Origin of the sequence: Novosphingobium mangrovisedimenti (genome assembly GCF_025153475.1) — a bacterium.
Taxonomy (GTDB): domain Bacteria; phylum Pseudomonadota; class Alphaproteobacteria; order Sphingomonadales; family Sphingomonadaceae; genus Novosphingobium; species Novosphingobium mangrovi_A.
This window is the reverse complement of sequence record NZ_JANZXA010000005.1, coordinates 136,077-159,395: the sequence shown is the minus strand read 5'-3', so window position 1 is coordinate 159,395 and position 23,319 is coordinate 136,077. Positions and strand designations below refer to the sequence as shown.

General features: G+C 66.0%; 23 protein-coding genes and 1 tRNA gene. 7 read left to right on the top strand and 17 right to left on the bottom strand.

The features are described from left to right. Nucleotides 1–55 precede the first annotated feature (55 nt). Nucleotides 56–1,438 carry a 30S ribosomal protein S12 methylthiotransferase RimO gene (rimO, locus tag NZK81_RS09365; RefSeq protein ID WP_260045860.1) on the bottom strand — a complete coding sequence of 461 codons (1,383 nt, stop codon included), beginning with the start codon at nucleotides 1,436–1,438 and terminating at the stop codon, nucleotides 56–58. A 228-nt stretch (nucleotides 1,439–1,666) separates the two neighbouring features. Here rimO and NZK81_RS09360 point away from each other — a divergent pair, with 228 nt between their 5' ends. After that, the gene (locus NZK81_RS09360) at nucleotides 1,667–2,059 is read left to right on the top strand and encodes a DUF1761 domain-containing protein (RefSeq protein ID WP_260045859.1); all 393 of its coding nucleotides are present in this window, start codon (nucleotides 1,667–1,669) and stop codon (nucleotides 2,057–2,059) included. Here NZK81_RS09360 and NZK81_RS09355 read toward each other — a convergent pair. From NZK81_RS09355 to NZK81_RS09330, 6 genes are all read right to left on the bottom strand, one after another. Next, entirely contained in the window at nucleotides 2,051–3,085 is a 1,035-nt protein-coding gene (locus NZK81_RS09355) for a potassium channel family protein (RefSeq protein ID WP_260045858.1), read from the bottom strand. The two genes, NZK81_RS09360 and NZK81_RS09355, sit on opposite strands and share 9 nt — an antisense overlap. A 10-nt stretch (nucleotides 3,086–3,095) precedes the next feature. Continuing rightward, on the bottom strand, nucleotides 3,096–4,340 hold the full coding sequence (locus tag NZK81_RS09350; RefSeq protein ID WP_260045857.1) for a LysM peptidoglycan-binding domain-containing protein: 1,245 nt from the start codon (nucleotides 4,338–4,340) through the stop codon (nucleotides 3,096–3,098). Then, a complete protein-coding gene (surE, locus tag NZK81_RS09345; RefSeq protein WP_260045856.1) occupies nucleotides 4,337–5,101 on the bottom strand; it encodes a 5'/3'-nucleotidase SurE in 765 nt (254 codons plus the stop codon). The genes NZK81_RS09350 and surE overlap by 4 nt, the downstream gene beginning before the upstream one ends. Nucleotides 5,102–5,194: 93 nt before the next feature. Next, complete coding sequence (serS, locus tag NZK81_RS09340; RefSeq protein WP_260045855.1) at nucleotides 5,195–6,475, bottom strand: serine--tRNA ligase; 1,281 nt, start codon at nucleotides 6,473–6,475, stop codon at nucleotides 5,195–5,197. A gap of 315 nt (nucleotides 6,476–6,790) precedes the next feature. Next, nucleotides 6,791–6,982, bottom strand: a complete 192-nt coding sequence (locus NZK81_RS09335; protein WP_260045854.1) for a YgaP family membrane protein — start codon at nucleotides 6,980–6,982, stop codon at nucleotides 6,791–6,793. A 117-nt stretch (nucleotides 6,983–7,099) separates the two neighbouring features. Further along, nucleotides 7,100–7,174: transfer RNA gene (locus NZK81_RS09330), tRNA-Val, on the bottom strand. 93 nt (nucleotides 7,175–7,267) lie between these two features. Here NZK81_RS09330 and NZK81_RS09325 point away from each other — a divergent pair. After that, nucleotides 7,268–7,570: a DUF3297 family protein gene (locus NZK81_RS09325; RefSeq protein WP_260045853.1), complete on the top strand. Its 303-nt coding sequence runs from the start codon at nucleotides 7,268–7,270 to the stop codon at nucleotides 7,568–7,570. A gap of 24 nt (nucleotides 7,571–7,594) precedes the next feature. Here NZK81_RS09325 and NZK81_RS09320 read toward each other — a convergent pair whose 3' ends face one another. Then, a complete protein-coding gene (locus NZK81_RS09320) occupies nucleotides 7,595–8,239 on the bottom strand; it encodes a CHAP domain-containing protein (protein WP_260045852.1) in 645 nt (214 codons plus the stop codon). Nucleotides 8,240–8,366: 127 nt separating this feature from the next. Between NZK81_RS09320 and der the strand changes: the two genes are divergently transcribed. Next, on the top strand, nucleotides 8,367–9,743 hold the full coding sequence (der, locus tag NZK81_RS09315) for a ribosome biogenesis GTPase Der (protein WP_260045851.1): 1,377 nt from the start codon (nucleotides 8,367–8,369) through the stop codon (nucleotides 9,741–9,743). Nucleotides 9,744–9,782: 39 nt separating this feature from the next. On the opposite strand, the gene NZK81_RS09310 is transcribed toward der, so the two are convergent. Together NZK81_RS09310 and NZK81_RS09305 are read right to left on the bottom strand one after the other, a co-directional pair. Continuing rightward, the gene (locus tag NZK81_RS09310) at nucleotides 9,783–10,091 is read right to left on the bottom strand and encodes a hypothetical protein (RefSeq protein WP_260045850.1); all 309 of its coding nucleotides are present in this window, start codon (nucleotides 10,089–10,091) and stop codon (nucleotides 9,783–9,785) included. Nucleotides 10,092–10,318: 227 nt separating this feature from the next. Next, nucleotides 10,319–11,452, bottom strand: a complete 1,134-nt coding sequence (locus NZK81_RS09305) for an AI-2E family transporter (protein WP_260045849.1) — start codon at nucleotides 11,450–11,452, stop codon at nucleotides 10,319–10,321. Nucleotides 11,453–11,618: 166 nt separating this feature from the next. Between NZK81_RS09305 and NZK81_RS09300 the strand changes: the two genes are divergently transcribed. Further along, nucleotides 11,619–13,733 (top strand): prolyl oligopeptidase family serine peptidase, encoded by a 2,115-nt coding sequence (locus tag NZK81_RS09300; RefSeq protein WP_419181668.1) that lies wholly within the window; start codon nucleotides 11,619–11,621, stop codon nucleotides 13,731–13,733. On the opposite strand, the gene NZK81_RS09295 is transcribed toward NZK81_RS09300, so the two are convergent. The 5 genes from NZK81_RS09295 to NZK81_RS09275 form a co-directional block, all read right to left on the bottom strand. Beyond that, a complete protein-coding gene (locus NZK81_RS09295; RefSeq protein WP_260045848.1) occupies nucleotides 13,723–14,778 on the bottom strand; it encodes an NAD(P)H-dependent flavin oxidoreductase in 1,056 nt (351 codons plus the stop codon). The two genes, NZK81_RS09300 and NZK81_RS09295, sit on opposite strands and share 11 nt — an antisense overlap. A gap of 22 nt (nucleotides 14,779–14,800) precedes the next feature. Beyond that, a complete protein-coding gene (bfr, locus tag NZK81_RS09290) occupies nucleotides 14,801–15,280 on the bottom strand; it encodes a bacterioferritin (RefSeq protein ID WP_260045847.1) in 480 nt (159 codons plus the stop codon). Between the two features lie 58 nt (nucleotides 15,281–15,338). Then, nucleotides 15,339–15,533, bottom strand: a complete 195-nt coding sequence (locus NZK81_RS09285; protein WP_260045846.1) for a (2Fe-2S)-binding protein — start codon at nucleotides 15,531–15,533, stop codon at nucleotides 15,339–15,341. Between the two features lie 68 nt (nucleotides 15,534–15,601). Further along, nucleotides 15,602–16,858, bottom strand: a complete 1,257-nt coding sequence (locus NZK81_RS09280) for a DUF418 domain-containing protein (protein WP_260045845.1) — start codon at nucleotides 16,856–16,858, stop codon at nucleotides 15,602–15,604. 15 nt (nucleotides 16,859–16,873) lie between these two features. Further along, nucleotides 16,874–17,983, bottom strand: a complete 1,110-nt coding sequence (locus NZK81_RS09275) for an SPOR domain-containing protein (protein ID WP_311202083.1) — start codon at nucleotides 17,981–17,983, stop codon at nucleotides 16,874–16,876. A gap of 272 nt (nucleotides 17,984–18,255) precedes the next feature. Here NZK81_RS09275 and NZK81_RS09270 point away from each other — a divergent pair, with 272 nt between their 5' ends. The 3 genes from NZK81_RS09270 to NZK81_RS09260 are packed head-to-tail and all read left to right on the top strand — an operon-like array spanning nucleotide 18,256 to nucleotide 20,929. Next, nucleotides 18,256–18,981 carry a ParA family protein gene (locus tag NZK81_RS09270; RefSeq protein WP_260045843.1) on the top strand — a complete coding sequence of 242 codons (726 nt, stop codon included), beginning with the start codon at nucleotides 18,256–18,258 and terminating at the stop codon, nucleotides 18,979–18,981. A gap of 13 nt (nucleotides 18,982–18,994) precedes the next feature. Beyond that, complete coding sequence (locus tag NZK81_RS09265) at nucleotides 18,995–19,567, top strand: hypothetical protein (protein WP_260045842.1); 573 nt, start codon at nucleotides 18,995–18,997, stop codon at nucleotides 19,565–19,567. A gap of 39 nt (nucleotides 19,568–19,606) precedes the next feature. Beyond that, nucleotides 19,607–20,929, top strand: a complete 1,323-nt coding sequence (locus tag NZK81_RS09260) for a tetratricopeptide repeat protein (protein WP_260045841.1) — start codon at nucleotides 19,607–19,609, stop codon at nucleotides 20,927–20,929. A gap of 70 nt (nucleotides 20,930–20,999) precedes the next feature. Here the strand turns inward: NZK81_RS09260 and NZK81_RS09255 are convergent, their stop codons facing one another. Beyond that, a complete protein-coding gene (locus tag NZK81_RS09255) occupies nucleotides 21,000–22,256 on the bottom strand; it encodes a dihydroorotase (RefSeq protein ID WP_260045840.1) in 1,257 nt (418 codons plus the stop codon). Continuing rightward, nucleotides 22,253–23,233: an aspartate carbamoyltransferase catalytic subunit gene (locus tag NZK81_RS09250; protein ID WP_260045839.1), complete on the bottom strand. Its 981-nt coding sequence runs from the start codon at nucleotides 23,231–23,233 to the stop codon at nucleotides 22,253–22,255. The genes NZK81_RS09255 and NZK81_RS09250 overlap by 4 nt, the downstream gene beginning before the upstream one ends. Nucleotides 23,234–23,319 lie beyond the last annotated feature (86 nt).

The following is a 23,319-nucleotide window of genomic DNA, read 5'->3' as shown; positions in this document are numbered from 1 at the left end:
AAACCTTTGCAGCTGTTGCATGATTTGCAACTTCATATCGCTGATCCGATAGATCCTAGCCGGCGGCGGGGGCGCCAAAAAGATCGTGCTCGTCCGCATCTTCGATGAGAACGTCAATGATATCACCTACTTGCAGGTCATCCGGGACGTCGCGCAGGAACACGTTTCCGTCGATCTCGGGGGCATCGGCCTGCGAGCGGCCGGTCGCGCCGACGTCACCGTCTTCGTCCGGCTCGCCGATTTCATCGATGATGACCGGCAGTGTCCGGCCCACCTTGGCAGCCAGCTTGGCGGCGCTGATCGCGGCGGTCTTTTCCATGATCCGGGCGTAGCGCTCTTCCTTGACCTCTTCGGGCACGGCGTCGGGCAGGTCGTTGGCCGCCGCACCCTTGACAGGTTCGAAACGGAAGGCGCCGACGCGGTCGAGCTGGGCTTCATCGAGCCAGTCGAGCAGGTATTGGAAGTCCGCCTCTGTCTCGCCAGGGAAGCCGACGACGAAGCTGGAGCGGATGGCGATGTCCGGGCAGATCTCGCGCCAGGAGCGCAGGCGTTCGAGCACCTTGGCCTCGTTGGCCGGGCGCTTCATCGCCTTGAGCACCGAAGGCGCGGCGTGCTGGAAGGGAATGTCGAGATAGGGCGTGACGATCCCCTCCGCCATCAGCGGGATCACCGCGTCGACGTGCGGATAGGGATAGACATAATGCAGTCGCACCCAGGGCCTGCGCCCTTGCGCGTCGGTCAACTGGCCGAGTTCGCGGGCGAGGTCGGTCATGTGGGTACGGACCGGATGGCCCTTCCACATGCGCTCCTCGTGGCGGACGTCGACGCCGTAGGCCGAAGTGTCCTGGCTGATCACCAGCAGCTCGCGCGTGCCGGCCTGCACCAGCTTTTCCGCCTCGCGCAGCACCGCGTCGATACGCCGGCTGGCCAGCTTTCCGCGCAGGGAGGGGATGATGCAGAACGAGCAGGCGTGGTTGCAGCCTTCCGAGATCTTCAGATAGCTGTAATGGCGCGGCGTCAGCTTCACGCCGGCCTCGTCGTAGGCCTGCGGGATGAGGTCGACGTAAGGGCTTAGCTCGGGCGGCGCGGCATCGTGGACGGCCTCGACCACCGCCTCGTACTGATGCGCGCCGGTGACGGCGAGCACATCGGGGAACCTGGCGCGGATCGCGTCGGCTTCATTGCCCATGCAGCCGGTCACGATCACGCGGCCGTTCTCGGCGATGGCTTCGCCGATCGCGGCGAGGCTTTCTTCCTTGGCGGAATCGAGGAAACCGCAGGTGTTGACGAGCACGACATCGGCCCCGGCATAGTCGGGGCTCATGCTGTAACCGTCCGCGCGCAGGCGGGTGAGGATGCGTTCGGAGTCGACTAGAGCCTTGGGGCAGCCGAGGCTGACCATGCCGACCTTGGGCGGGGAGGGAATTTCTGTGGCCATGGGATGGCGCGCCCGATACGCTGAAAGAGCCACGGAGTCACGAAAAACGCGAAGAGGGTGCCTTCGTCGTGGAACTTGTCGCTGCCGGCCGCTCAGTGCCTTCGGGCAGGGGGCTGGCGGAATTTGCACGCAACCGGATGGACCGGAGCAGGGGCATGTGGCACGTCTGTTCGCGTCGGAGGCTCGTAAGCCGGCGGAATCGAACGAATATCGAGGAAGGAAGGCGCGATGGGTCCCGTAAACTGGCTGGCGGTGTTTCTGGCTGCGGCGCTTGCGCTGGCCGTAGGGCTCGTGTGGAACGGGCCGCTGTTCCGGACCGGGCGCCAGTTGCTGCAGGGCAATGCCGAAAGCGGCGGCAATTACATGCTGGTCGGTTTCGTGTTCCTGATAAGCTCGGTGATGCTGGGACACAATTTCGCGCGCATCGGCGCCGAGACCCTGTCGGCCAAGCCGTGGCTCTACTTCATGCAGACCGGCGGTATCGCCCTTGCCTTCGTCGTCCCGGCCGTCTGGCTGACGCACTTGCGCGATCGCGTCGAGCCGATGCGCCGCGTGGTCGACTGCGCCTTCTGGCTCGTCGCCTATCTCGCCATGGGGCTGGTGTTCTGGGTTTTAGGCTGACGGCGGCGTCGCGGTGATCTCCACGATCACGTCGCCGGCTTCCAGCGACATGGCTTCCGCTTCCCAGAAGCCGATGGCGCGCTCGTTGCGATAGATCCGCAATCCCTTGCCCGATCCGATTTTCTCGAGCGGCTGGCCGATTTCCGACAGGGCAACGGGCCGTTCGACCAGCTGGACCCTGCCGGTGACCGAGGCAAGGTCGGAGAGATAGTCGGAAATGTGCCGGCCCTCGGCCGAACCCGCCAGCAGGAGGCCGGTGAAGCGCACCGGATTGATGACATTGTTCGCGCCGGCCTGCCGGGCGAGCGGCTCGTTGTCGTCGGCGCGCACGACGGCCGTGATCGGAACGTCCGGTGCCACGTGACGGGCGGTGAGGATGATCAGGATCGTGGTATCGTCGCGTCCGGCCGAAACCAGCACGGTACGCGCCGCGCCGATGCGCACGGCCTCCAGCGTCTCGTCGCGCGTGGCGTCGCCTTCCATGACGTTGCAGCCCGCCTGTTCCGCCATGGTCAGCCGCTGCGGGCTGGGATCGATGACCACGATGTTCGACGGATCGGTCCCGCGCGCGATCAGTTCCGCCACGGATTCCGAGCCGCTGACGCCGTAGCCGAGCACGACGATATGGCCTGCAAGGCGTTCCTGGATGCGTTTCATTCGCCAGGTCTCCCAGCTGCGTTTGATGATGAAATTGTACGCGGTGCCGACGAAGATGTAGATCACCGCGAGGCGGATCGGCGTGACGATCACCGCCTCGATCAACCGCGACTTGTCGCTGACCGGGGCGATGTCGCCGAAGCCGGTCGTGGTGATCGAGATCATCGTGAAATAGACGACGTCGAGAAAGCTGATGACGCCGTCGTGCGTGTCCTTAAGTCCGTCGCGGTCCAGCCAGTGGACCATGACGACCACGAGAACCAGCCCGAGCGCTGCACCGAGCCGCAAGGTGACATCGGCCCAGACAGGTACGGCCAGCGCGCGGCGCAGCGGCTTGAACAGCGCAGACGGGGTCCGCTTTCTCGACATCTGCTAGGGCCTAGGGAGCCTTGGGCAGCTCGTCCAGCGGATCGACGGGCTTGCCGTTCTGGCGCACTTCGAAATGCAGCTCATCGCCCTTGGCAAGACCGGTGCTGCCGACAAGGCCGATGCGCTCGCCCGCAGCGACCCTGGCGCCTTCCTTCACGGTGATGCGGCTGAGAAAGCCGTAGGCGGTGAACCAGCCGTCGCCATGGTCGATGACGACCAGATTGCCGAACTGTTCCTTTTCCTTGCCCGCGAACTTGACCGTGCCGGCGGCGGCGGCGCGGACCATGGTGCCCTTGGCGGCCTTGATGTCCAGCCCGTCGTGATAGTCGCTGCCGGTCGCATAGCCGCGCCGGACCGGACCGTTCACGGGCCAGCCGAAACGCGGTTGTTTTACCGGGGCCGGGCTGGCTGCCGCGCTGGACAGCGGCGCCGGGTCCAGCTTGGAAACACCCGTGGGCGGGGGATTAAGCAGCGTCGGGATCAGCAGGTCCTGTCCGGCCTGCACCGGCGCATCGGGTTGCATGCCGTTTGCCAGCGCGATCTGTTCCCAGGGAACGCCGTACTTCATCGAAATCGAAAAGGCGGTGTCGCCGGATGCGACTGCGTAGTGGCGCGTGCGCGGAATCTGGAGCTTCTGACCGACCTTGACGATGAAGGGCGGCTCAAGGCCGTTGGCCTCGGCAATCAGCACGCGAGGGACCTTGGCGCGCGCGGCGATGCCGCCCAGCGTTTCTCCTGCCGCAACGACGTGCACGGTTTCCTGATCCGGCGCCGTGGCGGTGGCGGGGGTAGAGGGCTGGCGCGTTTCGATCGCGCGCGAGGCAGTGCGAACCGGCGCGGTGCCCGGAATCTGCAGCTTCTGCCCGATCCTGACGATATACGGCGCTTCAAGGCCATTGGCCTTGGCCAGCGCGGCGGCGGATACGCCGGCGCGGCGCGCGATGCCGCCCAGCGTTTCGCCCTGCTCGACCACGTGGAAGCCGGTTGCGGCCGGCGCGCTCTGCCTTGTCGCGGCACGCGCCCGGGGGATGGCGAGCTTCTGGCCGATCCTGACGACGTACGGCGGCTCAAGGCCGTTGGCCCTGGCGATCGCCTCGGCCGAAACGCCCGCGCGGTTGGCGATGCCGTTCAGTGTTTCGCCCTGTTCGACGACATGGGCCGTCTCGTCGTTCGCAGCGGCCGCAAGAGCCGGCACGGCCATCGTCGGGGCGGCCAGTACAAGGGCGGCGCAGGTTAGCAGCGGCGCGTGCTTCATGCCCGATAGAGGTCCGTCAGCTGGTCAAGCGACCCTTCATGGGTCAGATCGATCTGCAATGGCGTCACTGAAACATAGCCTCCTGCAATCGCTTCGAGATCCGTATTACTACCGGCCGTGTGCTCTATCCCATGTAGCCCGAACCAGTAATACGGGAAACCGCGGGGGTCCGTCCCTTCCACAACCGACCCGCGCGCATAATCGTGAAAGCCTTGTCGGGCGACGCGAACGCCCTTGACCTCACCGGCAGCGACCGGAGGGAAGTTGACGTTGATGAGCGTGCGCGGCGCGAAGGGCATGTCCAGCAGAGGCTTCAGCACTTTGGCGCCCCAGGCTTCCGCCGCCGAGAAATCCACCGCGTTGCCGACGCCCTCCCTGGCATAGACCTGGCTGAGCGCGACGGCACGGATGCCGGCGAGGGCGCCTTCGAAGGCTGCGGAAACGGTGCCCGAATATGTCACGTCATCGCCCATGTTGGCGCCGCGGTTGACGCCCGACAGGATCAGGTCGGGCGGGGCGGGCAGGATCTTCTTGAGTGCCATCGTCACCGAATCGGTGGGAGTGCCCGATACCGAAAAGCGCCGCTCGGCGTGCTGGCGCATGCGCACGGGCCGGGTAAGGGTCAGCGAATGGCCCGCGCCCGACTGCTCCTCGCTCGGCGCGCAGATCCAGATGTCGTCCGAAAGCTGCGCGGCGATCTTTTCAAGGACATAGAGGCCCGGTGCGTTGATGCCGTCGTCGTTGGTGAGAAGGATGCGCATGTTCGGTTTTTCCCATGTCCGCTCGTCCTGAGCCTGCCGAAGGACGCGAGCGCTGTACCATCATCCTTCGACAAGCTCAGGATGAGCGGGGCGTTATGATGCGGGGACGAGCTTTTCGATCCCGCCCATCCACGGCTTGAGCGCCTCGGGCACGAGCACCGAGCCGTCTTCCTGCTGGTAGTTCTCCAGCACCGCCACCAGCGTGCGGCCGACCGCTAGCCCTGAACCGTTGAGCGTGTGCACGAACTCGGTCTTCTTCGAGCCTTCCGGCTTGAAGCGCGCGTTCATGCGGCGGGCCTGGAAGTCGCCGCAGTTCGAGATCGAGCTGATCTCGCGGTAGGCGCTTTGTCCCGGCAGCCAGACTTCGAGATCGAAGGTCTTACGCGCGGTGGCGCCCATGTCTCCGGCACAGAGCAGCACCTTGCGATAGGGCAGGTCCAGTGCCTGCAGAATGCCTTCGGCGGCCGCGACCATGCGTTCGTGCTCGGCCTGGCTCTCTTCCGGCTTGCAGACGGTGACGAGTTCGACCTTCTCGAACTGGTGCTGGCGAATAAACCCGCGCGTATCGCGCCCCGCCGCGCCGGCCTCGGAGCGGAAGCAGGGGGTGAGGGCAGTCATGCGAAGCGGCAGCGTCTCGGGATCGAGGATCTGTTCGCGCACCGCATTGGTCAGGCTGACTTCGGCGGTGGGGATCAGCCAGCGCCCGTCCGTCGTCTGGAACAGGTCCTCGGCGAACTTGGGAAGCTGGCCGGTGCCGAACGCGGCATCGTCGCGCACCAGCAGCGGGACGTTGCATTCCATGTAGCCGTTGGTCGCGGTCTGCGTATCGAGCATGAACTGTGCGAGCGCCCGGTGCAGGCGTGCCATCTGCCCCTTCAGGAAGGTGAAGCGCGCGCCCGACAGCAGCGCGCCGGTCTCGAAATCGAGGCCGAGCGCAGGGCCGATATCGGCGTGTTCCTTTGCCTCGAACGCGAAGTCGCGCGGAGTGCCCCACTTCGCCACTTCGACATTCTGCGTCTCGTCCTCGCCGTCCGGGACTTCATCGACCGGGATGTTCGGCAGGCGCGCCAGTTCGTCCTGCAGCTTTGCGGAAAGGTCCTTTTCCTCGGCTTCGAGCGCGGGGAGTGTTTCCTTGAGCTGGGCGACTTCGGCCTTGAGCGCCTCGGCGGTGTCCTTGTCGCCCTGGCCCATGGCCTTGCCGATCGCCTTGGAGGCCTCGTTGCGGCGGTTCTGGCTCTCCTGCATGCGCGTGGCGACGGAGCGGCGCTGCTCGTCGAGCGCGAGGATGGCTTCGGCGGCGGGTTCTACCCCGCGGCGGGCGAGACCGGCATCGAAGGCGGCCGGGTTTTCGCGGATCTGGCGGATGTCATGCATGGTCCAGCGCCTATGCCGCCTCGGCGTGGCAGCCGCAAGACGGCTCGCTTGTGGTTTTTGTGGTTATTGGGCGAGACTCTTCGCAAGGATCGAGGGGGGCTACGTGACCACCGCCTTCAATCCGGCGCAACGCTGGAACTGGTTTTTGCACCTGACGCCCGAGGATGCCCTGATGCTCAAGGCTTGGGATAGTGTCCCGCAGCACCGTTCGGGTGCCTGCACGGCGCTTTCCGCAATCCGCAGGCACCCGCCGATACGGCGCCGAGGGCCAGCGCCGAGTTGCGGTATATCGCCTTCTTCGCGGACTGGCGGCGCTTACGGTGCCTTGCAGGTCGTGATGCCGAACATGCTGTAGAGCGGGCAGCTGCGAAGCAGGCCGGTTACCAGCGGTATCACGCCGATCAGACCCCACGGGGTCTTTGGGCCGACGAACACGAGCGCGAAAAGCACGAGGCCGACGATGATGCGCAGCGCGCGGTCGACGCTGCCGACATTGACTTTGAACATTCCCTGTCTCCCGGTCATTGACGCTTCGGCAATGCGCCCTGCAGCGCCATGGTCGCATTGACCACGGTCAACGTACGATTGGCAAATGCTATCGGGAAAATGGAGCCATCCGAAGGATGGTGGGCGCGACAGGGATTGAACCTGTGACCCCACCCGTGTGAAGGGTGTGCTCTACCGCTGAGCTACGCGCCCGCTACCAGTTGCGGAAGCGCGCCCCTAGACAACTCGGGGCAAGTTGACAAGCGTTGAATTGACAAGCGCCGTTCTGACTCTAAAGGCGGCCTCATGACCGATGAGACCAGCACGCCCGAGCAGGCCGGCCCCGACGTGCCGCCCGATCACCTCGCGATCAATCCGCGCAGCCCGCATTTCGATGCCGAAAAGCTGCAGCGGGGCATCGGTATCCGCTTCAAGGGTACCGTGCGCAACAATGTCGAGGAATACTGCATTTCCGAAGGCTGGGTGCGCGTACAGGCGGGCAAGACGCTTGATCGTCGCGGCAATCCGCTGACGATCAAGCTGACCGGCCCGGTCGAAGCCTGGTACGAGGATCTGGGCGAAAACCCGCCGGTCGCCAGCAAGGGCTAAAATTCCTTCCGGCGCTGCCGTTCTTCAATATGTCCCGGCGATGATCTCGCCGATCGGGTCGCCATGGCGGCGCTTGCGTCCCGACTTCGCCTCGCTGTGTTCGGCGACCTGAGCCAGGCGTTCGCTGCCGAGATCAGGGACGGTGCCGGGCCTGGCATTGTAGATGAAGCCCGCGACCGGCCAGTGAGAGACGCCCAGGTTGTTGCTGGGAGCATACCAGATGCGCACCTCGCTCCAGTCGTTTTCCGGGGAGACGTCGAGCGCGGCGACATTGCGCTCGATCTTGCCGGGGTAGGACCAGTTGGCGTGGCTGAGCAGGATCGTGCGTGAATCGACGATCTTGCTGACTGTCGCGACATGGCCGAGGTGGGAATTGCCGTGCGGGCGGATCGCCATGACGGCGCCGACCCGCGGGGTATGGCCGCGCGCGTATTGGCCCTTGGCCTGCTTCCACCAGGTATGCGCGTCGCCATAGATCTGGATGCCCGAAAGCTGCCGGGCATAGGGGACGCACTGGAGGAGACCGGAGGTCTGGCTGCTGCCCGATACCGTGCGGCTGCTCGTGCCCTCGTCGCCCGAAATGATCCGGTCGATCGCGGAACTGGCGGTGGCCGGCGAGATCGCTATCGCGCAAGCCCCTAGGAATATTGCGTTTTTGAGACCTTTCATGCCGCCAGAAATAGGCGATTAGCGTTAGTAGGTTCCTGCAAATCAGGGTTAACAAAGTGGCAAGAAATTGCCGGCCAATTGCCGAATGCTTGCCAAACCCGCGGGAAATCCCCAAGCGGCTTCCATCATGCTCCCACAAGTCATCATTATCGGACGTCCCAACGTCGGCAAGTCCACGCTGTTCAACCGGCTCGTCGGCAAGAAGCTGGCGCTGGTCGACGACCAGCCCGGCGTCACGCGCGATCGCCGATTCGGCGATGCGGAGCTGCTGGGGCTGAAATTCCAGATCGTCGATACCGCCGGCTGGGAAGACGACGAAGCGGAAACGCTGCCCGGTCGCATGCGCATGCAGACCGAGGCCTCGCTGGAAACGGCCGATGTCGCGCTCTTCGTGGTCGATGCGCGCGCCGGGCTGACGCCGCTCGACGAGGAGATTGCCCAGTGGCTGCGCGCATCGCCGGTGCCGGTGATCGTGCTGGCCAACAAGGCAGAAGGCCGCGCGGGCGAAGGCGGGTTGCTGGAAGCTTACTCGCTCGGCCTTGGCGATCCTGTGGCGATTTCCGCCGAACACGGCGAGGGCATGGCGGATCTGTTCGAGGCATTGCTGCCGCATCTCGAACCGCTCCAGCCCAGCGAGGAAGACGAGAACGAAGAGGAATGGGAGTTCGATCCTACTTCCGTGCTCAAGCTCGCCATCGTCGGTCGTCCTAACGCGGGCAAGTCCACGCTGATCAACAGGCTGCTCGGCGAGGACCGGCTGCTCACGGGTCCCGAGGCGGGCATTACCCGCGATTCGATCGCGGTCGACTGGAACTGGACCGATCCCAAGACCGGCGAAACGCGGCAGGTGCGTCTGATCGACACCGCGGGCATGCGCAAGAAGGCGCAGGTTACCGAGAAGCTGGAGCGCATGGCCGTGGCCGATGCGCGCCATGCGATCGACTTCGCCGAAGTGGTCGTGCTGCTGCTCGATGCCACGCGCGGGCTGGAGCATCAGGACCTCAAGATCGCCTCGATGGTGCTCGAGGAAGGCCGCGCGCTGATGATCGCGATCAACAAGTGGGACGTGGCCGAGGACGCGAGCAAGCTGTTCAATGGCATCCGCGCCGCGCTCGACGAGGGACTCGCGCAAGTACGCGGGGTGCCGCTGCTGGCGGTCTCCGCGCGCACGGGCAAGGGGCTCGACGACCTGATCGCCGCTGCCTTCTCGATTCGCGAGGCCTGGAGTCGGCGCGTGCCGACTTCCGGGCTCAACCGCTGGTTCGACGATGCGCTGTCCGCCAATCCGCCGCCGGCGCCGGGCGGCAAGCGGATCAAGCTGCGCTACATCACCCAGGCCAAGACGCGCCCGCCGGGCTTCGTGCTGTTCGGCACCCGGCTCGACCTGCTGCCCGAAAGCTACAAACGCTACCTCATCAACGGCATCCGTCGCGAACTGGGTTTCGAGGCCGTGCCGATCCGGCTGACGCTGCGCTCGCCGAAGAACCCGTTCAGCAAGAAATGATTCTGCCGGGCTGACGCTTCCAGGCAGTGCGCGCCTTGCTCAGGCGTTGGCCTGCCGGGCAGGGGCCTCTGCCTGCGCCCAGTCGCCGCACCGGTCTGCAGCTTCGGTAATGGGCCATGCATCATAGGTGGGGGCCAGGGCGAAACGGCGGCAGAGCCCCGCGCCGGAGGGGTCGTGCTCGTCGAAGGAATCCCAGAAGCGGCAATGGGCGCAGGCCTGGGCCTTCGGTTTGCGGGCAAGACGGACCGGAAAAATGCTGCCCCACGAGACACTGACTACCGGGTCGGGCGTCGAGGGCTGGCCGGGATCAAATGGCCTGAATGAGGATGCGAGCGCGGCTGACGGCATGGGACCCTGTTTTTCCGAAGATTGGACAGGGAATTTCGCATTCAATGGTAGTTTTGAGCCTAACTTTTTTCCTTAACGCGAATACACGATTGGTGGAATTTGACGTTTTGAAAAGGTAAAAAGTTAGTATTGTCAGTTTCTTATGGGAGTCTTAGCGGCGTTTCGTTGCTCTCATGCAGGGCAAGCGTAGCAGCCGCGAGGGAGCGCAAGTTGCCGTGGGCCGCAGCTCAGGAAGGATGCGCGGCGGTCTCTTCGGTGGCTTCCGTCGAACTATCCGCTGCCGCCATCTCCGCCGCCATTGCCAGTTTGCGCTCGCGCTGCTGGTTCCACACCGCCATGAACAGCGCGGCAATGACCGGGCCGATAATGAAGCCGTTGAGGCCGAACAGTTCGAGTCCGGAGAGCGTGGAGATCAGGACGACGAAGTCGGGCATCCGGGTGTCGCGGCCGACCAGGATCGGGCGCAGCACGTTGTCGACCATGCCGATGATGAACACGCCGCAGAACACGAGGATCGCGGCCTTGCCCATCTCTCCCGTGGCGAACAGGTAGACCGCGACAGGGACCCAGACGAAGCCGGTGCCCACGGCGGGCAGCAGCGAGAGGAAGCCCATCAGGACACCCCAGATCAATGCGCCCTCGATGCCCAGCAGCGAGAACAGGATGCCGCCCACTGCACCCTGAACCACCGCGACCACCACGGTGCCGCGCATGGTGGCCCGCACCACGAGCAGGAAATGGTCGATCAGCGAATCGCGCGTGTCCCGGTTCAGCGGGAGCGATTCGCGCACGAGGTCGCCGTAACGCTGGCCGTCGCGCAGGAGGAAGAAGCTGAGGTAGAGCATCACGCCGAGACCGGCCATGAAGCTGAGGGCGCCCTGGCCGACTGACAGCAGCCGTCCGGCTACGGCCTGCAGCCCGGTGGTGATGCTGGAACCGAACTCGGCGCGCAGCTTCTCCAGGTCCGACAGGCCATACTGCGTGATGAAGCGCCGCACGCTTTGCGGCAGCGCGGACTGCAGGTCGTGCAGCATCGCGCCGATGTCGATCTGTCCGCTGGTGAGCTTCCCGTAGAGCGCCGTGGCCTCGTTCACGAGATTGATGCCCAGCAGGATCGTCGGCACGACGAAGACGGCTATCAGCAGGAGCAGCACCAGCGACGTCGCCAGATTGCTGTGCCCGCCCAGCCTGACCGACAGCTTCGCCGTCATCGGCTGGAACATGATGGCTGCGACCACGCCCCACAGCACGGCCCCGAAATAGGGTGCCAGCAGGTAGGCGAAGGCCAGGGTTATGAAGATGACGAGGGCGATGAAACCGCCGTCTTCGACCTCGAATGTACGCCTGCGCGGTGATTCCATGCCCGCTCCTTAGCACGAAACGCGCGTTTGCAATTGGTTCGTTCTGGCTTCCAGGCCGGTCCGACGAAAGCATGAGGCAGATCGACGGGTGCTTCCTGCCGGTCTGGATTTCGGAGCCAAAACAGGCGAGACACCTGCCATCACGCTATTTGCAGGAGTTTATTCCTTGCCAAGGATTTACCTTTCCCGTTTTGCCGCCGTCGCTTTCGTCGGCTCCGTATGTCTGGCCGTCCCGGGCGTTCTCGCGGCCGAGGATGCCGCCAGGCCCGACGGTCCCGAGCGGGCCTTCACGGCCGACGACCTGTTCAAGCTAGACGGCGCAACCGATCCGGAGATTTCGCCCGACGGATCGAAGATCGCCTATGTCCGTTCTAGCGCGGACATCATGACCGACAAGATCGTGCCGTCCATCTGGCTGGTCGACGTGGCATCCGGGGCGCAGCGCCCGCTGGTCACGGGGCCCGGCGCGCATTTCTCGCCGGTCTGGTCGCCGGACGGCAAGCGCCTCGCCTATGTGTCGAGCGACGGCACGGGGTCGCCGCAGCTCTACGTGCTGTGGCTCGATAGCGGTGCGAAAGTGAAAGTGACCGAACTGCCGGACAGCCCCGGCAACCTTGCGTGGTCGCCCGATGGCAAGCAGGTTGCCTATACCATGCGCGTGCCGGGCGAGCCGATGAAGTTGGGTTCGCAGCCTGCGGGGCGCCCCGAGGGGGCCAAGTGGGCGAAGCCGCTGCAGATCATCGACCGCGTGACCTATCGCTTCGACGGGGCTGGCTATCTCCCTGCGGGGTTCGATCACATCTTCGTCGTATCGGCCGAGGGTGGTGCGCCGCGGCAGGTCACGTTCGGCAATTTCGATGATGGCGGCCCGCTCTCGTGGAGTCCGGATGGGCGACGGATCGTCTTCAGCGCCAATCGCCACGCGGACTGGGAACGGGACATCAACAATTCGGAAGTCTACAACGTCGACGTGGCCAGCGGCGCGATCACCGCGCTGACCAGCCGCCAGGGTCCGGATGCGGCGCCCCGCCTTTCGCCTGATGGCAAGCACATCGCCTATGTCGGCTTCGACGACGTCAATCGTTCTTACGAGAACAACGACCTCTATGTGATGAACGCGGACGGCAGCGGCTCGCGGCTGCTGACGGCGAAGCTCGACCGTTCGATCGACGCGCTCGAATGGGCGGGCAACAATGCCATCTATGTCCGGTACGACGATCGCGGAGGCACCAGGGTCGCGCGGGTCGCTCTCGATGGTTCGATGAAGACCGTGGTCGAGGGGCTAACTGCCGGCGCACACTTCGATCGGCCCTATACGGGCGGCGCGTTCAGCGTCTCGAACGGCGGCAGGATCGCCTATACCGAAGGCACGACCAGCGAACCGGCCGATCTGTGGGTCAGCGCCGGCAGCAGCGGAAAGCGGCTGACTAACCTCAACGGTACGTGGATTGGCGCCAAGGCCATGGCGCCGGTGCGCAAGCTGCCCGTCACCGCGCCCGACGGCCGGGCGATCGACGCCTGGCTGGTGACGCCGCCGGGCCTCAAGCCGGGGCAGAAGGCGCCGCTCATCCTCGAGATCCATGGTGGTCCCAATGCCGCGTACGGTCCGACGTTCTCGACCGACTATCAGCTCTATGCCGCACACGGCTATGCGGTGCTCTACACCAATCCGCGTGGCAGCACGTCCTATGGTGAGGAATTCGCCAACCTGATCGACCGCGCCTATCCGGGCACCGACTATGACGACCTGATGGCCGCCGTCGATGCCGCGATTGCCGATGGTGTGGCAGACCCGGAGAACCTCTTCGTCACCGGTGGCTCCGGTGGCGGCGTGCTGACTTCGTGGATCGTGGGCAAGACCCACCGCTTCAAGGCGGCGGCGACGCAGAAGCCGGTGATCAACTGGATCAGCGAGGCGCTGACCATGGACGCGACGCCGTTCACCTCGCGCTACTGGTTCGACAAGAAGCCCTGGGAAGACCCCATGGCATACTGGAAGCGCTCGCCGCTCAGCCTTGTCGGCAACGTCAAGACGCCGACACTGGTGGTGGTCGGGTCCGAGGACTACCGCACGCCCGACAGCGAATCCGAGCAGTACTATGCGGCCCTGCAGATTCGCGGCGTGCCGACGGCGATGGTCAAGGTTCCCGATGCAAGCCATGGCGGCATCGCCGCGCGCCCGTCGCAATCGGCGGCCAAGGCTTCGGCGATCCTTGCGTGGTTCGACAAGTACCGGACCGACGGGAAGGCCGACGACGTGGCCCCCCGGGTCAGCGACTAGCGGCCAGTTCCTCCGCCAGCAGGGCTACCAGATCTGCTGCAGGCACGGGGCGGGAGAGGGGAGCACCCTGTCCTGCCCATTGTGCCCCGAAACCGCCTTCTCCGGCTGCCTTGGCCACGGCGTTGAGCGCCTTTCCAGCGTGATAGGCACGCGGATAGGCGGCAACGGGCGGAAGGCTGGCAGTATCGGCAAAGGTGGTGAAGCGATTGGCGAGGCAGCGGGCCGGGCGGCCCGAGATGGCGTCGAGCATGGTCGTGTGTTGCGCGGCCACTCCGGCAAGAGCGGTGCGGTAGGCCTCATCCGCGCTGCTTTCCGGGCAGGCCACGAAGGCCGTGCCGAGTTGCGCCGCGATGGCGCCAAGGTCGAGCGCGGCCCGAATTCCATGGCCGTCCATGATGCCGCCGGCGGCGATGACCGGCATTCCCGATCGCGATACCAGCAACCGCGTCAGCGCCATTGTGCCCAGGCGGTCGTCGGGGGCGGTGGGATCGAACATGCCGCGATGCCCGCCGGCTTCCCAGCCCTGGGCGACCAGTGCGTCGATTCCGGCCTCTTTCGCCAGCAGAGCCTCATCGGGCGAGGTCGCCGTTGCCAGCAGTACGCATCCGGCGCTCTTGAGCGCGGCGACGGCCCCGGCATCGGGCAGGCCGAAATGGAAACTGATGACCGGCGGGGCCAGATCCACCAGCGTCGAGAGCATTTCCGCGTTTCCGGAGAATGTTGGATAGATCGTTTCGAGCGCGATGGGCGGTTGCGCGCCGAACGCGGTGAAGAGCGGGCGCAGCGCATCGAGCCACGCGGCTTCCCGCGCGGGGTCGGTCCCGGGCGGGGCGTGGACGAAAAGGTTGACGTTGAAGGCCCGGTCGGTCGCGGCCCGCACTTGCGCTATGTCGCGCGCGGCGGCTTGCGGCGTCAGCGTGCCCACGGCGATCGAGCCCAGCGCGCCGGCATTGCTGACGGCGGCGGCCATGCCGGGCGTGGAAGTTCCCGCCATGGGGGCCTGAATCAACGGGACGGAAAGCTTCAGGCGCGCAACAAGGTCCATTGCCGGTTCCGCGCCGTCGGGATCAGTCTTCCGCGGGCTTGCTCTGGAGCTGGCAGTAGTTCTGCAGGCCCATGCGCGCGATCATGTCGAACTGCTTTTCGAGGAAGTCGATATGCTCTTCCTCGCTTTCCAGAATGCGCTCGAAGATCTCGCGGCTGACGTAGTCGCGCACCGCTTCGCAATGGGCGATGGCTTCCTTGAGCAGCGGCAGGGCGTCATGTTCGAGCGCGAGGTCCGCTTTCAGGATTTCCTCGACGCCTTCGCCGATCCTCAGCTTGCCCAGAGCCTGGAAGTTGGGGAGCCCTTCGAGAAACAGGATGCGGTCTGCGAGCGCATCGGCATGTTTCATCTCGTCGATCGACTCGTGGCGTTCGTATTCGGCGAGCTTCTTGATCCCCCAGTTGTCCAGCATGCGGTAATGCAGCCAGTACTGGTTGATGGCCGTCAGCTCGTTGAACAGCGCCTTGTTGAGGAAATCGATGACTTGCTGGTCGCCCTGCATAGCGCAGCTCCTGTGACTTGGGGGGCGGAGTATGCGTTCAGGGCTCTGTCAATTCAAGTCAGGCGGCAGCGGCAATCGCCATTCCGACTTCGGTTGCTTCTTCCGAGATGATTTCTTCCGCCTCGTCCAGGCATTGGCGGCACTGGGGGGTGTGCCCAAGGGCCGCATAAATGGCCTCGGCATTGCCCGCGTAGCGCCGCGCGGCGGCGCGAAAATCCTTTTCGCGGATGGCATTGCAGATACATACGTACATAGGCGAATCCTCTTGCCTACCACTATACCTAACTGCGAATGGATCGCAATAGCTTTTGCGACTCGTTATCAAAGATGGTTGGGAAGTGCCTTGCGCTCGATCAAGGAACGCCACAGCCATTCGAGCGGCCCGCGCCGGAAGCGGCGGAGCCATGGCGTGCTCCAGCCCAGCATCAGTGCCCAGCCCGCAAGAACGAATAGCCACTGTGCGGCGGGAGGCACGGTGCCGAACAGGCTTAGCCCCCAGCCGTAGAAGGCGAAGGTCATGGTCAGGCTGGTGAGGATGTAGTTGCTGAAGGCCATGCGCCCTGCCGCGATCAGCCTGCGGCCGAGGGGCGTGGGGGCGAGCTTCGGGGTGGCCAGCACCAGCAGCGCGGCATAGCCGCAGCCGCACAGCAGGTGGGGCATGGCCATGCCCCAGACCAGCGCCGCATGCATGGCGACCGGCGGAAAGTGGCGCGGCCAGGCCCAGCCAAGGAACATGGCGGTGAGCGCAAGGCCGGTGATGGTGCAGGTCACGCCGACGGCAACCAGCTTGCGACGGGGCAGCGCGCCGGAAAAGAAGCCGCGGCGGTAGAGCACCATGCCCAGCAGCATCAGCGGCAGGGTCTCGAAGAAATTGCCGAAGACCATCTGGATCTGCCAGAACGGCCGCTGGCCGAGCTTGACGAGGATCAGGCCGACGAAGCCGAGGTGGCTTTCCCGCATTTCCTCGGCCGCCCAGTCGCGGAGCGGCTCCAGCCATTCGGAGACCATCCGAACTTGCGCGGCCGATGCGGTGCCATGGCGGATGGCGTTCTCTGCACCGATCGCGGGGGCAAGGCCGAACAGGCCCCACAAGTGCCAGGCGTAGTAGAGGCCGAGCGCGATGACGAGCAGCGCGCGGTTGCCCAACGGTCGCAGCAGCAGCGCAGCGAGCCCGCACACGGCATAGAGGAACAAGATATCGCCCCACCATAGCAGCAGGTAGTGCAGTCCGCCCAGCAGGATCAGCCAGAACAGCCGGCGCGCCTGCAGCACATCGCCGTCGCGCCCGGCCGCCTCGGCGCGCTCCCAGAACAGGATAAGCCCGGCGCCGAACAGCAGCGAGAACAGCGCCCGCATCTTGCCCTCGAAGAACAGGAAGGAAAGCGCGAAGGCAGCCTCGTCCGCCGGGGCGACCGGATGGGGCAGGTTTGGCGAGGTCAGCGAAGCCATCGGCCCCGCGAAACCGGAGATGTTGATGGCCAGAATGCCGAGGACGGCGACGCCGCGGATCAGGTCGAGCGAGGCCAGCCGCGGCGACGACGCGGCGAGCGCTTCCCGATCCGGTGCGGGGTCATGCAAGGGAGCCGGCCCCGGTCAGTCCCGCACGGCCAGGCAAGTGTAGCCGCTCGCAGAGAGGCGGGAGCAGGCGGCGCTGGCGGCGGCCTGGGAGGCGAAGCCCCCGGCCTGCAGCTTGGTCAGCCTGCCGGCGGGCACCAGCAGCTTGGTGCGACCGGTGAGTTCGGGCCGGTTGCGCAGTTTCGTCCACAGCGCCTCGGCGTTGCGGGCGACGCCGAAGGCGCCGAGCTGCACGCGCCATGGGCCTGACGCGGGGGCGGCCGGCGCCGATGCCCTGGGCTCCGGGTGGACGGGCGTCGGCTTGGGAGTGGAGGCAGGGCTGCCCATCGCGACCGATGGCGAAGCGGCGCGGGTATAGTCGGCGCCGGCTGTGGCTGGGCTGTCGTTGCCTGCGACGCGCATGGCTTCGGCAACGGCCCGTTCCGCTGACACGACTTCCGGCGCCTTCGGGGGGGTGTCTGCGACTTGCGGTCCCCGTGTATGCGGCGGGGTCGTCGGCGCGCCCAGTTCGGCCGCGGTGGCGAGGCGGGTCCGCGTGGCTTCGGCATCGGCGGCGAGCTGGGTGGAAAGGATCACGCTCTTCTGGCGATCGGCGAGCGGTATGTGTTCGTCCATCTTCGCCAGCGCACGCGCCGCCTGCGGCATTCCGGCCTGGCTGGCGAGGGTTTCGAGCGCATAGGCGCGGATCCAGTCTTTCTCCGCAAGGTCGCCGTTGAAGTGGGCGACGCCGAGAATGTACTGCGCGTTGGGATCGCCCCGCGCCGCAGAGGCCTTGATATAGGGCATGGCCTTTTCCCGCTCGCCGCCCTGGAACAGCAGCAGGCCATAGATGTCGGCGGCCTGCAGATGTCCGTGGCTGGCCGCCTCGCCATAGAGTTTCTTGGCCTTTTCCGGATCACGCGGGACGCCGCGGCCAAGCGTGTAGGCCTGGGCGAGGTTGAACTGCGCATCGGGATCGCCCCGGTCCGCGAGCGGCTTCCATTGCTTTACGGCGGCATCATAGTCGCCTGCGGACCATGCATCTATGCCGCCCTTGACGTCGGCCCGGGCGCTGGCGGCGGGCAGGGCGCACGCGACGGCGGCAAGGCTGCAGAGGCAGAAAACCGGCAGAAATTTTTTCACGTCCATCATGCCCCGTTTGCGCCTCGTGATTGCTGAAATGGTAACCGAAAGTCCGCCGTTTCGCCCACAGCGACCAGAGGAGTGGTACGTAACCGGACGCGAAACCTTGTTACCAGAAATGGTAAATCCAGCCTTACCATACCCCGCCGAACCAAGTCCGGTCGCCATGTTAGCGCAGTTTTTCAGGGCTCCAACGATTAACTCAAAATTAGGAACGATCTGCGAATTTCTCCCTCGGATTGTTGAATTTACCCGTAGTTTTCTTTGGGGGACATGGTTTGCGCGTACTAGCATTGGCATCGCAAAAGGGTGGTTCGGGGAAGACGACCCTGTCTGGCCACCTTGCTGTTCAGGCCCAGCGCGCCGGCGCCGGGCCGGTGGTCCTCATCGACATCGACCCGCAGGGGTCGCTGGCCGACTGGTGGAACGAGCGTGAGGCGGAATTGCCTGCCTTCGCGCAGACGACCGTGGCACGGCTTGCCAACGACCTGCAGGTGCTGCGCCAGCAGGGCTTCAAGCTCGCGGTCATCGACACGCCGCCGGCGATCACCATGGCGATCCAGAGCGTCATTTCGGTGGCCGAACTGATCGTCGTGCCGACGCGTCCGAGCCCGCATGACCTGCGCGCCGTGGGCGCGACCGTCGATCTGTGCGAGCGTGCGGGCAAGCCGCTGCTGTTCGTCGTCAATGCGGCGACGCCCAAGGCGCGCATTACCGCTGAAGCCGCCGTTGCGCTTTCGCAGCACGGCACAGTGGCGCCGGTCACGCTGCACCAGCGCACGGACTTCGCGGCCTCGATGATCGACGGGCGCACCGTGATGGAAGTCGATCCCAAGGGGCGTTCGGCCAACGAAGTCGTGGCCCTGTGGAACTACGTCGCCGACCGGCTCGAGCGGAACTTCCGCCGCACGGTGTTCTCGGTGCCGTCCTCCTCCGGTCAGCACGTGATGCAGGGTTCGGTTCGCCCCGTCGGCGGCTTCGGTCGCCGCGTGGCGGGTTCCTGAGGCGAGGCTCGACATGAGCGAGAACCACGCTTTCGCCTCGCTTTCGCCGAGGCTGCTGGCCCGCAAGGGCGGGGCCAAGCCCGCCATGCGCAGGCAGGATACGTCCAAGTTCATGAGCGGCGGCGGCGCTGTGGCGCATGCAGAGGACCTCGGCTGGAACGACTGGGGGCAAGGTCACGATGACAATCGGGAACAGGGAGCTTCTCCCGCGTCCGCTCCGGTTGCGCCAGCCGCACGGTCCGTTCCGGCGCCGGTCACCAAGCTGGTGCCGGCGACGAAGGAGCCCGGGCAGCCCGTGTCTGAACAGGCTGCTCCCGAACAGGCGGTGCCGGAAGTGCTGCGGCAGATCGAGCAGATTGCCTGGCGCATCAACCAGGTCGTCGTGCCGCACAACCCGGTCCTTCCCGAGGGCCGCCGCGCGGCTTTCACATTGCGTCTCGATGCGGAGCGGCATTTCCGCCTCAAGATGGCGGCCGTGGTCCTTAATCGCAGCGCGCAGGTCCTCGTGACCGAGGCGCTCGACAAATACTTGTCCGAGGTTCCGGAAATCGCGCAGCTGCAGGGCACCGCGAAGAAGCATAGCTGACCTTGGCTGCCGGAAAGAGATTCAGGGGGAATACGTCCGATGGAACGCTTCAACACTCACGCCAGAACCGCGGGTCTTACCGTCTGCACCGCGATGGCGGCCGTGCTGCTGGCCGGTTGTGCGAGTCAGATGCCGATCGCCAGTTCCGGCCAGCCGGCGGTGTCGCCCGAGAGCGCCGATGCGCAGCTCGATCTGCGCGTGGCCAAGGCGGAGCAGCGGGTTGCCAAGTCGCCGCGCGATGCCTCGGACCGTGTCGATCTGGCGCAGTCCTACCTCGCGGCGGGCCGCTTCGACGCGGCGGCAAGTTCGTTCCAGGACGCCATCAGCCTGGGTGAAGACAATGCGCGCATCGGCCTTGGTCTGGCGCTGGCCTACATCGGTACGGGACGTAATGCCGAAGCGATGACTGTGCTGGCGCGCTGGCGCAACGACATTCCGGTGAGCGACCTTGGCCTTGCCATTGCCCTGGCCGGGCAGCCCTCGCAGGGCGTGGCGCTGCTCTCCGATGCAGTGCGCGGCGGTGAAAGCGATGCCAAGACCCGCCAGAACCTGGCCTATGCCTATGCCCTGAGCGGCCGCTGGGCCGAAGCACGGGTGATCGCGTCGCAGGATGTGCCTGCCGATCGCCTCGACGCCCGCATGGGCGAATGGGCGGCCCGCATTCGTCCCGAACAGTACCAGATGCGCGTTGCAGCCCTGCTGGGCGCGCCCGTGCGGGCCGACGTCGGCCAGCCCGCTGCGCTGACGCTCGCCGATTCCGCATCGAGCGTGGCCGTGACGGAAACGCCCGCTCCCGTTGCGGCAGCCGAACTGCCGGCGGTCGCGGAGGATGCCCCGGTCGAAAAGGTCGCCGCCAATACGGTTCCTGCCGCGCCTGCCGACGATCGTCACGTGCACGAAGCGACGCTGGCCCGAGACGAGGACACAGCACCGGTTGCGGCCTCGCTGGCCACGAGCGCTGCCGAGGCGCCGCAAGCCGCGAGCGTCAAGTTCGTTTCCCAGCCGCAGGTCCAGCCGCTCGGCGAAGCTCGCAGCGCCTATGTCGAAGCGCCCGCGAAGGGCACGCATCTGGTGCAGCTCGGCTCGTTCCGTTCACTCGAAGGCGCCAAGCGCGCCTGGGGCATCTTCGTGGCGCGCAACCCCGCGCTCAAGGATCACAAGATGCGCATCACCGAGGCCGACGTGCGCGGCCAGCGCTACTTCCGCGTCGCGGCCGAAGGCTTCGACCGCAGCGCGGCACGCTCGCTGTGCTCCAGCGTCCGTGAGCGCGGCGACGGCTGCTTCGCCTACGTCAAGACGCGCGCCTTGCCCGGCGCGGTGCCCGGCAGCGCCCAGACCGGCGCGATGCTGGCCAAGCTCTGAGTTCAGTTTCAACCCGTTCCATGTGAACCTTGCACGGCCTTCGTCCTTCGGGACGAGGGCCGTTTTTTCGTCAGGCTGGGCGGACTTTCTTGGTGCGTACCGTCACGCCGCCCTTGAACAGGGCAAGGACGCGGCCCTGTACCGGCTGCTTGTCGAAAGGCGTGTTGCCCGCGCTGGCGGCCATCTTGTCCGAATCGACGATCCACGGCCGGTCCGGATCGACCACGGCGATATCGGCTTCGGCGCCCACGGCTAGACGTCCGGCATCGGCACCGAGCAGGCGAGCCGGGTTGGCTGCCAGCAGGTCGAAGGCGCGACCGATCGGGATCACCCCGTCGCGTACCAGATTGAGCGTGAGCGGCAGCAGTGTTTCCGCGCCCGCCATGCCGGGGGCCGAATCGGCGAAAGGCAGGCGCTTGTCCTCCGGGCCGCGCGGATCGTGGCCCGAGCCGATCACGTCGATCGTGCCGTCGGCGACAGCGGCGATCACGGCCTTGCGGTCGTCTTCAGAGCGGAGCGGGGGCGAGAGGTGGGCGAAGGTGCGGAACTGGGCGACGGCAAGGTCCGACAGCATGAAGTAGGCGGGCGAGACGCCGGCCGTCACCTTCAGCCCGCGCACCTTGGCGGCGCGGACCAGATCGAGCCCGGCGGCGGTGGTCACGTTGCGGAAATGGATCGCCGCACCGGCCAGCTCGGCCAGCGCGATGTCGCGGGCGATCGCCAGCGCTTCGGCCTTGGCCGGTGCGCTCGGCAGGCCGAGGCGGGTGGCCATCTCGCCCGAGGTGGCAACCGCCTTGCCGACGATCCCGCCGTCCTCGGCGTGCGCGATGACGGTCAGGCCCAGCATCGCGGTGTAGTGCAGCAGGCGCAGCATCGTGCCCGAATCGCCGATCCAGCGGCGGCCGGTGGCCACGGCGCGGGCCCCGGCCTCGCGCATCAGCGCGATCTCGGCCAGCGCTTCGCCTTTCAGCTCGCGCGTCGCGCCTGCCAGCGGGTGGACCCAGAAGTCCGGCTTGCCCGACTGGGCTGCGAACCGCACGCGCGAGGGTATGTCGAGCGGGGTGTTCTGGTCCGGCATCAGCGCCGCGCGGGTGATGCCGCCGAAGTGGAACGCGGGCTTGTCGATCTCGAACACGCCCAGATCGACGAGGCCCGGCGTCACCAGCTTGCCTGCAGCCTCGAACACGAGGTCGCCCGGCTGCGGCGTGACATCGGGGCCGATGGCCGTGATGAAGCCGTCTTCGGAGCGGATCGCGCCGGGCACGATCTCGCCGCCGGGCAGCAGCAGGCGGCCGTTGGTGACAGTCAGCGGTGCGTGCGTGTTCATGCCCAGCCCTCCGCCTTGCGGCCCCGCCGGGTCAGCACGTCCAGACAGGCCATGCGGATGGCGACGCCCATTTCCACCTGCGTGGTGATCTGCGAGCGTCCGGCAAGGTCCGCCACGTCGCTTTCGATCTCGATGCCCCGGTTCATCGGACCGGGGTGCATGACGAGCGCGTCAGGCTGCGCCTTGGCCAGGCGTTCCATCGAAAGCCCGTAAAGATGGCGGTATTCGCGCGGGGAGGGGATGAACTGCCCCTCCATGCGCTCCATCTGCAGGCGCAGCATCATCACCACGTCCGCGCCTGTGAGCGCGGCGTCGAAATCGTGGAACACCTGCACGTTCATCCGCTCGATGTCCGCTGGCATCAGCGCGGGCGGCGCGCAGACGCGCACGTCGGCACCGAGCGAGGTGAGGCACAGGATGTTGGAGCGGGCGACGCGGCTGTGCAGGATGTCGCCGCAGATGGTGACGCGCAGCCCGTTGAACGCGCGCTTGGCGTGGCGGATGGTCAGCGCATCGAGCAGGGCCTGAGTCGGGTGCTCGTGCTGCCCGTCACCGGCGTTGAGCACCGGACAATCCACCTTGTCGGCGATGAGCTGCACCGCGCCCGAGCTGGCATGGCGGATGACAATGGCATCGGCGCGCATGGCGTTGAGCGTCATCGCCGTGTCGATCAGCGTTTCGCCCTTCTTCACGCTGGAGGTGGCCACCGCCATGTTGACGACATCGGCGCCCAGCCGCTTGCCCGCGATCTCGAAGCTGAGCAGCGTGCGCGTCGAGTTTTCGAAGAAGGCGTTGATGATGGTGAGGCCGGAAAGCACCTCGCGGTGCTTTTGCGCGTTGCGGTTCAGCTCCACCCACTGTTCCGCCTCGTCGAGCAGGAACCATATCTCGTGCGGAGCGAGCCCGGCGATTCCCACGAGGCCGTTGTGCGGGAAGGCCGCGGCGCCTTCCGGATAAGTGTATTCTGGCGAGATCATTGGAGACAGTGCCTTAAGCGGCCCTGTCGCCGGGCTCAAGCCAATTCGCGCGCTCCCTTTCATGCCGGCGGCCCTGCAGCTATGAA

Bases quoted from the DNA above. Each gene is read 5' to 3' on its own strand.
- rimO (WP_260045860.1), bottom strand. From the start codon at position 1,438: ATGGCCACAGAAATTCCCTCCCCGCCCAAGGTCGGCATGGTCAGCCTC.
- NZK81_RS09335 (WP_260045854.1), bottom strand. From the start codon at position 6,982: ATGTTCAAAGTCAATGTCGGCAGCGTCGACCGCGCGCTGCGCATCATC.
- NZK81_RS09260 (WP_260045841.1), top strand. From the start codon at position 19,607: ATGGAACGCTTCAACACTCACGCCAGAACCGCGGGTCTTACCGTCTGC.
- NZK81_RS09295 (WP_260045848.1), bottom strand. From the start codon at position 14,778: ATGGACCTTGTTGCGCGCCTGAAGCTTTCCGTCCCGTTGATTCAGGCC.
- der (WP_260045851.1), top strand. From the start codon at position 8,367: ATGCTCCCACAAGTCATCATTATCGGACGTCCCAACGTCGGCAAGTCC.
- NZK81_RS09265 (WP_260045842.1), top strand. From the start codon at position 18,995: ATGAGCGAGAACCACGCTTTCGCCTCGCTTTCGCCGAGGCTGCTGGCC.
- NZK81_RS09325 (WP_260045853.1), top strand. From the start codon at position 7,268: ATGACCGATGAGACCAGCACGCCCGAGCAGGCCGGCCCCGACGTGCCG.
- NZK81_RS09250 (WP_260045839.1), bottom strand. From the start codon at position 23,233: ATGATCTCGCCAGAATACACTTATCCGGAAGGCGCCGCGGCCTTCCCG.
- serS (WP_260045855.1), bottom strand. From the start codon at position 6,475: ATGCATGACATCCGCCAGATCCGCGAAAACCCGGCCGCCTTCGATGCC.
- NZK81_RS09310 (WP_260045850.1), bottom strand. From the start codon at position 10,091: ATGCCGTCAGCCGCGCTCGCATCCTCATTCAGGCCATTTGATCCCGGC.
- NZK81_RS09255 (WP_260045840.1), bottom strand. From the start codon at position 22,256: ATGAACACGCACGCACCGCTGACTGTCACCAACGGCCGCCTGCTGCTG.
- NZK81_RS09355 (WP_260045858.1), bottom strand. From the start codon at position 3,085: ATGTCGAGAAAGCGGACCCCGTCTGCGCTGTTCAAGCCGCTGCGCCGC.
- bfr (WP_260045847.1), bottom strand. From the start codon at position 15,280: ATGCAGGGCGACCAGCAAGTCATCGATTTCCTCAACAAGGCGCTGTTC.
- NZK81_RS09285 (WP_260045846.1), bottom strand. From the start codon at position 15,533: ATGTACGTATGTATCTGCAATGCCATCCGCGAAAAGGATTTTCGCGCC.
- NZK81_RS09305 (WP_260045849.1), bottom strand. From the start codon at position 11,452: ATGGAATCACCGCGCAGGCGTACATTCGAGGTCGAAGACGGCGGTTTC.
- NZK81_RS09350 (WP_260045857.1), bottom strand. From the start codon at position 4,340: ATGAAGCACGCGCCGCTGCTAACCTGCGCCGCCCTTGTACTGGCCGCC.
- NZK81_RS09320 (WP_260045852.1), bottom strand. From the start codon at position 8,239: ATGAAAGGTCTCAAAAACGCAATATTCCTAGGGGCTTGCGCGATAGCG.
- surE (WP_260045856.1), bottom strand. From the start codon at position 5,101: ATGCGCATCCTTCTCACCAACGACGACGGCATCAACGCACCGGGCCTC.
- NZK81_RS09360 (WP_260045859.1), top strand. From the start codon at position 1,667: ATGGGTCCCGTAAACTGGCTGGCGGTGTTTCTGGCTGCGGCGCTTGCG.
- NZK81_RS09275 (WP_311202083.1), bottom strand. From the start codon at position 17,983: ATGGACGTGAAAAAATTTCTGCCGGTTTTCTGCCTCTGCAGCCTTGCC.